The 11,795-nt window shown below is 35.7% G+C and carries 12 protein-coding genes and 1 other annotated feature; of the genes, 8 read left to right on the top strand and 4 right to left on the bottom strand.

The window, feature by feature from the left end; genetic code table 11:
• Positions 1 to 111: 111 nt before the first annotated feature.
• Positions 112 to 807 carry a DsbA family protein gene (locus tag CJ191_RS08660; RefSeq protein ID WP_102199525.1) on the bottom strand — a complete coding sequence of 232 codons (696 nt, stop codon included), beginning with the start codon at positions 805 to 807 and terminating at the stop codon, positions 112 to 114.
• Between the two features lie 164 nt (positions 808 to 971).
• Positions 972 to 1,556: a CYTH domain-containing protein gene (locus CJ191_RS08655; RefSeq protein ID WP_102199524.1), complete on the bottom strand. Its 585-nt coding sequence runs from the start codon at positions 1,554 to 1,556 to the stop codon at positions 972 to 974.
• A gap of 208 nt (positions 1,557 to 1,764) precedes the next feature.
• Here CJ191_RS08655 and CJ191_RS08650 point away from each other — a divergent pair, with 208 nt between their 5' ends.
• From CJ191_RS08650 to CJ191_RS08625, 6 genes are all read left to right on the top strand, one after another.
• Positions 1,765 to 2,466: a GTP pyrophosphokinase gene (locus CJ191_RS08650; RefSeq protein ID WP_102199523.1), complete on the top strand. Its 702-nt coding sequence runs from the start codon at positions 1,765 to 1,767 to the stop codon at positions 2,464 to 2,466.
• A 74-nt stretch (positions 2,467 to 2,540) separates the two neighbouring features.
• Positions 2,541 to 3,380 carry an NAD kinase gene (locus CJ191_RS08645; protein ID WP_102199522.1) on the top strand — a complete coding sequence of 280 codons (840 nt, stop codon included), beginning with the start codon at positions 2,541 to 2,543 and terminating at the stop codon, positions 3,378 to 3,380.
• A gap of 105 nt (positions 3,381 to 3,485) precedes the next feature.
• Positions 3,486 to 4,367, top strand: a complete 882-nt coding sequence (locus tag CJ191_RS08640) for an RluA family pseudouridine synthase (protein WP_070468017.1) — start codon at positions 3,486 to 3,488, stop codon at positions 4,365 to 4,367.
• A 75-nt stretch (positions 4,368 to 4,442) separates the two neighbouring features.
• Positions 4,443 to 5,876 (top strand): magnesium transporter, encoded by a 1,434-nt coding sequence (gene mgtE, locus CJ191_RS08635; RefSeq protein WP_102199521.1) that lies wholly within the window; start codon positions 4,443 to 4,445, stop codon positions 5,874 to 5,876.
• A 120-nt stretch (positions 5,877 to 5,996) separates the two neighbouring features.
• Positions 5,997 to 6,230 (top strand) — a binding site (T-box leader).
• A gap of 104 nt (positions 6,231 to 6,334) precedes the next feature.
• Positions 6,335 to 7,279 carry a homoserine O-succinyltransferase gene (locus tag CJ191_RS08630; RefSeq protein WP_070467989.1) on the top strand — a complete coding sequence of 315 codons (945 nt, stop codon included), beginning with the start codon at positions 6,335 to 6,337 and terminating at the stop codon, positions 7,277 to 7,279.
• A gap of 22 nt (positions 7,280 to 7,301) precedes the next feature.
• Complete coding sequence (locus CJ191_RS08625) at positions 7,302 to 7,790, top strand: redoxin family protein (protein ID WP_070467988.1); 489 nt, start codon at positions 7,302 to 7,304, stop codon at positions 7,788 to 7,790.
• Positions 7,791 to 7,880: 90 nt separating this feature from the next.
• Here CJ191_RS08625 and ndk read toward each other — a convergent pair whose 3' ends face one another.
• Positions 7,881 to 8,294 (bottom strand): nucleoside-diphosphate kinase, encoded by a 414-nt coding sequence (gene ndk, locus CJ191_RS08620; RefSeq protein WP_070467987.1) that lies wholly within the window; start codon positions 8,292 to 8,294, stop codon positions 7,881 to 7,883.
• Positions 8,295 to 8,432: 138 nt separating this feature from the next.
• Here ndk and yghU point away from each other — a divergent pair, with 138 nt between their 5' ends.
• Positions 8,433 to 9,233: a glutathione-dependent disulfide-bond oxidoreductase gene (gene yghU / locus CJ191_RS08615; protein ID WP_070467986.1), complete on the top strand. Its 801-nt coding sequence runs from the start codon at positions 8,433 to 8,435 to the stop codon at positions 9,231 to 9,233.
• Between the two features lie 82 nt (positions 9,234 to 9,315).
• Here yghU and CJ191_RS08610 read toward each other — a convergent pair whose 3' ends face one another.
• Positions 9,316 to 9,768, bottom strand: a complete 453-nt coding sequence (locus CJ191_RS08610; RefSeq protein WP_070467985.1) for a GNAT family N-acetyltransferase — start codon at positions 9,766 to 9,768, stop codon at positions 9,316 to 9,318.
• 279 nt (positions 9,769 to 10,047) lie between these two features.
• Here CJ191_RS08610 and CJ191_RS08605 point away from each other — a divergent pair, with 279 nt between their 5' ends.
• Positions 10,048 to 11,622 (top strand): peptide chain release factor 3, encoded by a 1,575-nt coding sequence (locus CJ191_RS08605; protein ID WP_168125788.1) that lies wholly within the window; start codon positions 10,048 to 10,050, stop codon positions 11,620 to 11,622.
• Positions 11,623 to 11,795 lie beyond the last annotated feature (173 nt).

Genomic DNA, 11,795 nt, shown 5'->3' with positions numbered 1-11,795 from the left:
TCTCCTATCTATTAGTTGTCGTTAACTTAATGATAATGGAATCCTCGTTTTTTGCGAAAAAAATTGGACCAATGACTTTTTTAGTCATCAGTCCTATATATTGTAGAGCCTTTATTTTTTGATACAAGTCAATTGCGGTTTATTAGCAAATGTTTGATTGATATCTTCTTCTGAATGTATCATCATCTGATCAGTTATATATTCTAAATTATCAAGCGTGATGTTCTCTTCTAATTTGAAACCATACTGGTAATTGATGTTATCGAAAATAACAACCGTTGGATTTGCTGAAATTTGCATTTGATGGGCTAATTTTGCATCAACAATGATACTTTCTTGTGTAAGGTCTGAGTTAATATCTTGTAACCACATTTCAATATCTAGACGAGTAGTCCCTGCTATTTCTAACATTTTTTCTTTGGAATAAGGATTGCCTTGACGACCATAATAGTCTTGAATTTTCATTAAATATTCACGGCCTACTTTTTTACCTTGAAGCAGAGCAGCTTTGTAGCCCTTACAGACTTCTTGGTGGGCAAGATATAAGCTGTTACGGTCGTTTAAAGACAAGGGATTATCTAGTGTTTTAATATAGTTGTTAAAAGTTTGCATATCTGACGTTGTAATAAAGCGGAAGTACACTTTTTTATCTGTATGCCGTACAAAATTCAACACTTCTTCTTCACTATTTAAACAGGTGTCTCCTAACGGGTTAACAAATAAGAAAACTTCAAACACATGATTGTGTTTACAGGCACCTGGCGTGAGTTTTTTACTGTTATTCCTTTCAGTAATTTTTTGTGCCATACTTTACTCCTTTACTCATATTTTTGAAAATTTTGTTTATTTACTTCGTATTCGTAACTTCTCACCAATTCTAACAGGGTCCCACTAAAACTGCAATCTATTTGTATCTATCAACTTAAAAAATATTTTATCAGTAACGAATCACAGTATAGTTGAATTTAGCTTTAGAGATCAGCATGGATCTGATGCATACGAACAATTTTCTGTTTGATTGGTCTTTGTGGAATTTGAAATTGTTTCAGTAAATTTTGATAAAAAGAGCGTCCCACTTTTGGGTCATTTGTTTCTACTTCAAGTTCGTAGTCTTCAAAATTAGTAAAGAAACAATGATCTAAAACCAGATCTTGTCCTTTGACAACTTGTTGGTGTCTGATCGTTTTAAATTGACCAATAACCATTAAATCTTCCAACAAGATGTCCATTGAGGCTAAGAATTTTTCAATTTCTCCTCCATGAGATAGTTTACCGTTTTCTTTGATGGAATCTCCATCACTTTTAGTTAACTTTTCTGTAGTTTCTAATTTTTGATGATCTTTAACAGGTTGTTTCATCGTTAAATGTACATAGCTATTAGTAATTCTGACACGTAGGCCGATATGTCGTTTAGCTAATTCACCATTGGCAGTATCAAAATAGAAATTTTCCTGTACTAGGGGGATAGTTTCCTCAAAGCCAAAATGTTTAAATAGTTTCTCGTACTCTATTTGGTTTAATAAATTTTTGTATTCTATTTCTAAATTTCTTGCCATTGGATCGCCTCTTTTCCTTATTCAACTTTAGTATATCAAGGTTTACATATTTTTTACAATAAAAGAGGTTAGCGGTATGATGCATTTTTGACTAAAAAAAAGACAAAGGATGATTGATATCTTTGCGTTACTTGTTATAAATCATACCTTTTTGTGATAGAATATACAGGATGTGTGTGAAAGTAAATTAAATAAAGTGGGTGACCAAATGGTGGAAGATTGGCATAGTTTTCTTGCGCCGTATCGACAGGCTGTCGAGGAATTAAAAGTAAAGTTTAAAGGGATTCGTACTGAGTTTGAAGAAGCAAATCTCCATTCTCCAATCGAATTCGTTACTGGGCGGGTAAAGAGACCTGACAGTATTTTAAGGAAAGCTGAATTTAGAGAAATATCTGACTTAAACGCGCATAATATTGAAACTGTGATAGAAGATATCGGTGGTATCCGAATTATGTGCCAATTTGTAGAGGATATTTATCACGTGGTTGAAATTCTTCATCAACGTAAAGATTTTGACATTATTGTTGAACGTGATTATATTAGTCATAAGAAAGCAAGTGGTTACCGGTCATATCATATCGTTATTGCTTATCCAATTGAAAGAATTACAGGTACGGATTCTATCTTAGTGGAAATTCAAGTGAGAACGTTAGCTATGAATTTTTGGGCGACCATTGAACATTCGTTGAACTATAAATATGCTGGAAATTATCCCTTAGCACTACATCAACGACTTGAAAGAGCGGCTGAGGCGGCTTTTCGTTTGGATGAAGAAATGTCTGAAATTCGTGAGGAAATTAAGGAAGCGCAGAAGTATTTTCATACCAAAAGTTCAAAAAGTATGCAACACACGAAACTTTCAAATTCAGTAGATAATCGAAAAGAAGATAATCATAAGCCATCTCTATAGGATATTTTGATAGATTATAGTAGATAGGAAGTGTGTAGACGTGTTACAGAAAATCAATTGTGGAGGGTACATAGATGAGAGTGGCAGTTCGATATAGTGACACTGAAAATTCTAAAAAAATTCGCGATATGATTTTTGCGTCTTGTATCAATTCAGGGTTTGAATTGGATGATGTAAATCCTGAATTAGCCATTTCAGTTGGCGGAGATGGGACACTGTTAAAAACGTTCCATACTTATGCAGATCAGTTGGATACTGTTCGCTTTGTGGGGATACACACTGGTCATCTTGGATTTTATACAGATTGGCTAGAAAGTGAATTACCAGAATTTTTAGCAGCTTTGAGTAATGACTCTGGAGAAAGTGTCTCGTATCCTTTGCTTGAAGTAGAAATTCAGTATAGTGATGGACAAGTGATACGTCATATTACCCTAAATGAGTCTGCCATTAGAAGATATGAAGGCACGATGACCTGTGAAATTTTTATTAAAGAAGAGAAGTTTGAATTTTTCAAAGGGGATGGCTTATGCATTTCGACGCCAACAGGGTCAACTGGTTTAAATAAATCTTTAGGGGGAGCGGTTGTCCATCCGCGTTTAGATACCATTCAAATGACTGAAATTGCTTCTATTAATAATCGCGTTTATCGGTCTTTGGCAAGTCCATTACTGATTGCTAAAGATGAATGGATTGTTTTGAAGCCATCTAAAGAGCATGAAATGACAGGGGTATTTCTTTCGCTAGATCACCTAAATATACCATTGAATAATGTCGAAAAAATTACGTATCGGGTAGCTAAGGAACGGGTGCACTTTGCCCGTTACCGTCATATGCATTTCTGGGATAGGGTAGAAAATTCATTTATTGGTATTAACGACTATCCAAAGCGAAAATTACCTAAAGAAGAATATTAAGAAAAAATCAAATAAATACATCAAAATAATTAAGCTTAAGCTTAATTTTAATTCAGGGTAAAATAGTTAGTATAGGGAATAAGGAGAGGTCGACAATTTTTTATGATGGTATTTGAATGGCAGGCTGAAGAAGCTTTGTTAACGCGTACCTTCTTGAAACATCACGGAATATCTAGACGATTATTGTCTCGTATTAAATTTCAGGGAGGTCAAATTTTAGTAAATGGGCAAGAAAAAAATGTCCGTCACCAATTGACCGTCGGCGATAAAGTGACGGTCATTTTACCGAATGAAGGAAAACAAGAAATGATTGAGGCCATTCATTTACCAATCGATATTTTGTTTGAAGATGACCACTATATTGCAGTCAATAAACCAGCAGGATTTACGTCGATCCCCTCTCAATATAATCCACAGGGATCTATGGCCAACATTTTAAAAGCGTATTATCAACGACAAAATTATGATAACCAAGTGATTCATGTAGTGACGCGATTAGACCGTGATACTAGTGGTGTTATGTTATTTGCTAAGCATGCTTTTGCACATGGTTTAATTGACCAACAAATGCAACAAAAAGGGCTTGAAAAGACGTATCTTGCCATTACAGATAGCAAGGTCAGTGATGTTGAGCACGGTTTTATTGATGATCCTATTGCGAGGAGTCCACGTTCAATTATTGAAAGACGTGTCCATGAATCAGGACAATCTGCTTTAACAGAGTACTGGTTGTCTAAAGAAGTGGGTTATTTAAAAGTGTATAGAGTACAGTTGCATACTGGGCGCACCCATCAAATACGGGTGCATTTTGCGTTTAATGGTGCACCTTTAATTGGCGATGACTTGTATGGGGGGCAAATGGGACTTGGTATTCAAAGGCAAGCTTTACATTGTCAATCTTTAAAGTTTAAACACCAATTTACAGGTGAAGTGGTTGAAATTGAGGCACCGTTGCCAGAAGATATTTCTGCTTGCTTTGACCTATAGGTTATAATAAAATGGGTTGCATGCGTTGAAAAAGCTAGAAACTATACATATCACAAATGACATAGGGGTGAGAATATGAGTCGCGATGAAGATAAACAAGTTTCAGATTATCGAGAAACAGCAAATGAAGAAGTAGAAATCTTTGAGTTGAATCAACCAACAGATGAAGAAATCTACGAAAGTATCACAGAGGCGTTACAACATAATGATCAAGAAAGTTTTAGAGAAGAATTTTTTAAAAATCATACTTATGACCAAGCAAAGCTTTATCTCTCATTGGAGCCAGCTGAGAGGATTAAGTTACATGAATACTTAGCACCGCAAGATTTGGCTGAAGTTTACGATATTATTGATGAAGACGATCATGACCGTATTTTGACTTTTCTCTATGATATGGATGATAAATATGCAGCAGATGTTCTTTCCTACATGTATACTGACAATGCAGTAGATATTTTAAACGAACTAAATGGGGAAAAAGTACGAACCTATATGCATATGATGCCCAAAGCAGCTGCAGATGATATTAAAGTGTTGATGCATTACGCAGATGAGACGGTAGGGTCAATTATGACCACTGAATTCGTTTCGATTACAACTAATCAAACTGTTAAGTCAGCGATGACGATGTTGCGGGCTAAAGCAGCGAATGCGGAAACTATCTATTATCTTTATGTTGTGGATGATGATAACCGTTTAGTCGGTGTACTTTCTCTTCGCGATTTGATCGTGAATGATGGTAATGTGATGGTTAACGAGTTAATGTCCGATCGTGTTGTATCGGTGGATGTTAATGAAAATCAAATTAATGTTGCTCGTACAATCCAAGATTATGATTTCCTAGCTGTTCCTGTTGTGGAAGAAACAGGGGAATTGATTGGTATTGTAACCGTTGATGATGTTATTGACGTTCTAAATGATGAAGCGATGCAAGACTACTCTGGTTTAGCAGGGGTAGACGTAGATGAGCAATATTCTTCCCCTTGGAATTCTGCGAAGTCACGTTTACCTTGGTTGATTACCTTGCTATTCCTAGGAATGGGGACATCTACCTTAATTAGTCAATATGAAGATATGATATCAGAAGTAGCAACCTTATCGTTATTTATTACCCTAATTACTGGTACATCAGGGAATGCCGGTACACAGTCATTAGCGGTTGCAGTTCGTAAATTAGCTACGCCAGAAGATGAAGGTTCTACTATGGGATCAATGATTTTACGCGAAATTCTGACAGGGCTAATTGCGGGTGGCGTAACTGGCTTGGTGATTATGTTGGTTGTAGGTATTTGGCAGAGTAACTTTGTTTTAGGTGGTGTAATTGGTGTATCGATGCTTTGTGCTATCACAGTTGCAAACCTTGCCGGGTCATTGATTCCAATTTTAATGGACAAGTTAGGTTTTGACCCCGCTGTTGCGTCAGGACCATTTATTACAACATTATCTGACTTAACGTCAGTATTAATTTACTTTACAATCGCTTCACAATTCTTAAATTTTCTACACTAATGTTCACTTAAATGATTATTATTTATAAGTATTGGTATAACCAATAACGGTTGACAGTTTGAATAGATTGTTTTAATATTTGATTATATAAGTATAAGAACTTGATGATAAAAATAAAAACAACTCACGTTGAAAAGATAAGTAAATTGGAAAATTTGGCACAGAGAGCCTGTATATGGTGGGAGCAGGTACAAGTACTTCAATTGAAAATGGTCTGGGAGTGACAAGTGTAGAATGATGTAATCTTTAGCACTTGCGATTGATAGTCGATAATCTATCTTCGTATGACTGTACGAATGAGGCGAACCTTGAGTTCGTGAATTAAGGTGGTACCACGTGCTAAACGTCCTTATAATACTGTATGTATTATAAGGACTTTTTTTATGAGATGAAGAATAATAAGGAAAATATCAGGGTAGTAATGATACTATTTATCGCGATAAATGGAGGGAATTTCAATGCCAATTAAAGTAGTTCAAGATTTACCAGCATTACAAAAATTAACCCAAGAAAACATTTTTGTTATGGATGAACGTCGTGCCACTATGCAGGACTTCCGTACTTTAGAAGTGGTTATTGTCAACTTAATGCCAACAAAGGAAGCAACAGAAGAGCAATTGTTGCGTTTATTAAGTAATTCACCGTTACAAGTGAATGTGACCTTTATTCATATGCAATCTCATCAAGCTGCGCATATTTCTGAAAATCATTTAAAAGAGTTTTATCGCACTTTTGATCAAATTAAAGATAGCTACTTTGATGGGATGATTATTACAGGCGCACCAGTTGAACATTTAGAATTTGAAAAGGTGAATTATTGGGATGAGTTGGTTTCAATTATGGAATGGTCAAATAATCATGTATTCTCAACCTTACATATTTGTTGGGGAGCGCAAGCAGCCCTCTATCACCATTATGGTATTACAAAAAAACCTTTAAATAAGAAGTTATTTGGTATCTACGAGCAAGAGTTAAGAGATAAAAAAGTTTCGTTAGTTCGTGGAATGGATGAGATTTTCTATATGCCACATTCTCGTCACACAACGGTGCCCACAAAAGCATTTGAAGAAACAGCAGATTTAGAAATTTTAGCTGGATCTGAAGAAACCGGTGTCTCCATTGCGCAATCTACTGACTCACGCTTCGTCTTCATTTTTGGACATGCGGAATACGATGCTGAAACACTAGGTAAAGAATATAAACGAGATGTTGAGGCTGGTAAACCAATTGATCTACCAGTAAATTACTATCCCGGTAATAACCCAGAGAAGACACCAAAATTAAAATGGCGAACAGCAGCTAACACAATATATGCCAATTGGTTGAATTACTATGTTTATCAGGTGACCCCATTTGTGATTGAACAAATTAGTGATTCTTGGCAAGAAAAGAAAGATGCTTAAGAAATGAGAAAAGGAGAATAGTATGCAAATTAAAAGAGGCGATCAAATCATTCATTTAGCAGGACAACCATTACAAAAGGGGGATCAACTTCCCCTAGTAGACTTATTAAACCGTGATCAAGAAATTGTTCAATTGGGAGACTTTATTCAAGGGTTAACGGTCATCTCTATCGTTCCTGATATTAATACCAAGACTTGTGATATACAAACAAATCGTTTTGCAGCACTTGCCAAAGAAAGAAAATATCCAATACTAACCATTAGTAATAATGATCCTGCTGATATTACCAACTGGTGCCAAGCCAATAATGTCGATATGACGTACCTATCTGATCAGGAAGGTCACTTTGCAAAAGCCTCAGGACTTGAAATGGTGGAGTATGGTAAACTTGCTAGAACAGTCTTGTTAGTAGATGATACAAATCAAATTCAATATATAGAAATTGTGACAGATATGCGTGATGAACCAAATTATGACGCTATTCTTTCCGCAGCTGACCAATTAGTATAAAAATTATAATGATAAAAAAGAGCATTCACTAACTGGCTAATCTCCAATAGTATCTGGGATAACTGGCTAGTGAAAGCTCTTTTTTGTTAATTATTCATAACTATTGAAGAAACGGGTGATTTCGATAGCCGCATTTTCTTCAGTATCCGAACCGTGGATAGCATTCTCTGTCACATTCTTGGCGAAATCAGCGCGGATAGTACCAGATTCAGCTTCATTTGGATCGGTCGCACCAATCAATTGGCGCATGCCAGTAATGACATTTTCACCAGTTACTACCATGGCAAACACTGGGCCAGAAAGCATATAAGCTTCAAGTTTAGGATAAAAATCTTCATCTAATAAATGGGCGTAATGATGTGCTATCATTTGTTTATCTAAATCCATGATTTGGGCGCGTTCAATTTGATAGCCTTTATCTTCAATGCGCGAAATGATGGTCCCCATCAAGCCACGTTTTAATATGTCAGGCTTCAACATAATAAAAGTTTTTTGTTTAGGCATAGTGAATAGCCTCCTTTAATTCTATATTATATGATAGTTACGTAAATTTGCTAGTGAAAATGAGCGGATGATTTAACTTTTCCTAATTTGTCATGGTATATTTAGGGCAGTAAATAGTGTTTAAGAAGGAGCGATTCAATGAGTGAATATATTGTACCAAGTGTTTGGACTTGGGAAAATGAAGCAACAGAAAGCAAAAATTTAGGTGGTAACCGCCCAACTGCCGGTAGCCGCTTTGAACAAACATTGCCAGTCGGTGAAACTGATTTACAAATATATTCATTAGCTACACCAAATGGTATTAAAATTCCTATTTTGCTAGAAGAATTGAAAGATTTAGGTGTTTCAAATACAGCATATGATTTATTCTTAATTAATATTCGTAAGGGTGATCAATTTGGTTCTGATTTTGTAAAAATCAATCCAAACTCTAAAATTCCAGCATTAGTAGACCAAAGTCAACAACCAGCTTTAAATATCTTTGAATCTGGTTCAATTTTATTATATTTAGCTGAAAAATTTGGTCATTTGATTCCTAAAGATATTCATGGTCGAACAGAAACATTGAACTGGCTATTTTGGCAAATAGGGGCTGGGCCATTTGTTGGTGGTGGTTTTGGTCATTTCTTTAATTATGCACCTGAAAAATTAAAATACCCAATTGATCGTTATACAATGGAAACAAAACGCCAATTAGATTTATTAGACCAAATATTAGCCGATCGTGATTATATTATTGGTGATGAGTATACGATTGCAGATATTGCAATTTGGTCGTGGTATGGTCGCTTAGTTTTAGGTGAACTGTATGATGGTTCTAAAGAATTTTTAGATGCTGAATCTTATAAAAATGTGGTTGAATGGGCGAATCGTATTAATGATCGTCCGGCTGTTAAACGTGCTTTAGCAGTAGAGTATAAATCTCTAGATGAAGCTTAAATAGAATAATCATAGAATAAAAGCTGCGCCTATTCGTTGTTGATAGGGCAGCTTTTTTGATTGGGAAGTGCTATTCTAGCACTCATTTATTGATACTGTTGATACTTTTTTCCATATCGACATGCATTATACCTGCATCCATGTATTTAGGTGTATCCATTATTTCAAAGCCGATTGCTTCATAGAAACCAATCACATGTTCTTGTGCACCTAAAATAATTTGTGAAAAATTCTCTTCAAGTGCTTTAGCTTCCACAACAGCCATTAATTCACGGCCTAAACCTTGACCACGGTAATGCTTGTCGATCGCCACACGTTGTAATTTAGCAACATTGGGTGTTAATGCGAGTAAACGTGCTGTATAAACAGGTTCGTTATCACTATTATAGCCAACCATATGCAAGCAATCAGCTTCATACTTATCGATTTCTTCGTCAATATCGATACCTTGTTCGTCTACGAAGACTCCTTTTCTAACTTTTAAAGCGTCCCTATAGGACTCTGAATGAATATCATTGGTCCAAACGGTCTTCATACCATTGCTCCTTCAATACAAAATGAACTTAGTGCTGAAAATGATAGCATCATTATAACACAAGCATGCATAATAATTATGTAATTTGCAATTTTAAATTACTTGACGCATATGGTATTATAGAAAGGCATATTTAATGATCTGTCATACAACTATCAAGGTCTAGCCCAACAAAACGAGGATTAAATAAGATAGCTTGAACCAAATAATATGACTAACATATAGTCAATGAGAAGATATATAGATAGTTGATAAAATAAAGAAAAAAGGATGAATAGGATGAATTTAAAACAAGCAGTAGCAAAACGTCGCACCTTTGCCATCATTTCCCACCCGGATGCTGGTAAAACGACAATTACAGAACAATTATTATTATATTCGGGTGCTATCCGACAAGCTGGTACTGTTAAAGGGAAGAAATCAGGCAAATTTGCTAAATCAGACTGGATGAAAATCGAACAACAACGTGGAATCTCAGTTACTTCATCAGTGATGCAAGTAGACTACGATGGCTACCAAATTAACTTGGTTGATACGCCGGGACATGAGGATTTTTCAGAGGATACATATCGTACTTTGATGGCTGTAGATGCGGCTGTGATGGTGATTGATTCGGGTAAAGGGATTGAACCACAAACGAAAAAATTATTCCAAGTTTGTCGTATGCGTGGAATTCCAATTTTTACCTTTATGAATAAATTAGACCGTGATGGTCGTGAACCAATGGACCTTGTTGCTGAATTAGAAGAAGTTTTAGCTATTGATGCCTATGCAATGAACTGGCCAATGGGTATGGGGAAACAATTCTTAGGTTTATACGACTTCTACAACAATCGCGTTGAATTAACCCACCCTGAAGAGAATGGAGACAATGATTTTCTTCCTTTAAATGAGGCGGGCGAAGTTGAAGGTGACTATAAGTTCAAAGAATCTTCAATTTATACTGAAGCATTGGAAAATGCAGAACTAATGCGTGAAGCTGGTAATGACTTTGACAAAGAAGCAATTGCTGCTGGTGAATTAACGCCAGTATTCTTCGGATCGGCTTTAACTGGTTTTGGTGTGCAAACTTTCCTAGATGCTTTTGTTGATTTTGCGCCAGCACCTTCAGCAGTGGATACTGTTGATGAAGGTGAAGAAGTTGAGCCAACCGATACTGAATTAACTGGCTTTATCTTTAAAATCCAAGCTAACATGGATCCGCGTCACCGTGACCGTATCGCCTTTGTACGTATTGTATCAGGTACGTTTGAAGAAGGTATGGATGTTAAAGTAACCCGTACAGACAAGAAAATTAAATTAAATAATACCACGCGATTTATGGCTGATTCTAGAGAAAACGTTGAAAAGGCTGTAGCCGGAGACATTATCGGTTTATATGATACTGGTAACTTCCAAATTGGTGATACTATTTATACAGGTAAAAAAGCCGTTGCTTTCCCTCCATTACCGCAATTTACACCAGAATTATTCATGAAAGTTTCACCTAAAAATGTGATGAAACAAAAATCATTCCATAAAGGTATGCAACAATTAGTACAAGAGGGTGCAATTCAACTTTATAGAACATGGCATTCTGAAGAATACATTATTGGTGCTGTTGGTCAACTACAATTTGAAGTTTTCCAATACCGTTTATTAAATGAATATAATTCTGAAGTAGATATGTCACCAATGGGTAATAAGATTGCGCGTTGGATTTCTGAGGAAGAATTAGATCCTAAGATGTCATCAAGTCGTAACTTACTATGTAAAGACATCCATGGAAACCCAGTATTCTTATTCGAGAATACTTTTGCCGTAAATTGGTTCCAAGGAAAGTATCCGGATGTACATTTGGAAACTTTACTGTAGGCGATAGTTTCCTATAACAATAAATGAGCCATATAAAACCACTAAACGATTACAATTTATGTTGTGATCATTTAGTGGTTTTTTGTGGCTCTTCGTCAAATCGGACTGATGAGAATAATTTCCAAGTAATCATTGATTGCTTGGTTTTTTTATTTATCATTCATTTCCATTAT

The organism is Aerococcus viridans (genome assembly GCF_002871935.1).
Lineage (GTDB): Bacteria > Bacillota > Bacilli > Lactobacillales > Aerococcaceae > Aerococcus > Aerococcus viridans_B.
The sequence above is the reverse complement of the archived record's forward strand: the minus strand, read 5'-3'. Positions and strand labels throughout refer to the sequence as shown.

Excerpts from the sequence above, each read along its gene's own strand:
- CJ191_RS08655 (WP_102199524.1), bottom strand. The coding sequence starts at position 1,556 with ATGGCAAGAAATTTAGAAATAGAATACAAAAATTTATTAAACCAAATA.
- ndk (WP_070467987.1), bottom strand. The coding sequence starts at position 8,294 with ATGCCTAAACAAAAAACTTTTATTATGTTGAAGCCTGACATATTAAAA.
- CJ191_RS08610 (WP_070467985.1), bottom strand. The coding sequence starts at position 9,768 with ATGAAGACCGTTTGGACCAATGATATTCATTCAGAGTCCTATAGGGAC.
- CJ191_RS08625 (WP_070467988.1), top strand. The coding sequence starts at position 7,302 with ATGCAAATTAAAAGAGGCGATCAAATCATTCATTTAGCAGGACAACCA.
- mgtE (WP_102199521.1), top strand. The coding sequence starts at position 4,443 with ATGAGTCGCGATGAAGATAAACAAGTTTCAGATTATCGAGAAACAGCA.
- yghU (WP_070467986.1), top strand. The coding sequence starts at position 8,433 with ATGAGTGAATATATTGTACCAAGTGTTTGGACTTGGGAAAATGAAGCA.
- CJ191_RS08640 (WP_070468017.1), top strand. The coding sequence starts at position 3,486 with ATGGTATTTGAATGGCAGGCTGAAGAAGCTTTGTTAACGCGTACCTTC.
- CJ191_RS08630 (WP_070467989.1), top strand. The coding sequence starts at position 6,335 with ATGCCAATTAAAGTAGTTCAAGATTTACCAGCATTACAAAAATTAACC.
- CJ191_RS08605 (WP_168125788.1), top strand. The coding sequence starts at position 10,048 with ATGAATTTAAAACAAGCAGTAGCAAAACGTCGCACCTTTGCCATCATT.
- CJ191_RS08645 (WP_102199522.1), top strand. The coding sequence starts at position 2,541 with ATGAGAGTGGCAGTTCGATATAGTGACACTGAAAATTCTAAAAAAATT.
- CJ191_RS08650 (WP_102199523.1), top strand. The coding sequence starts at position 1,765 with ATGGTGGAAGATTGGCATAGTTTTCTTGCGCCGTATCGACAGGCTGTC.
- CJ191_RS08660 (WP_102199525.1), bottom strand. The coding sequence starts at position 807 with ATGGCACAAAAAATTACTGAAAGGAATAACAGTAAAAAACTCACGCCA.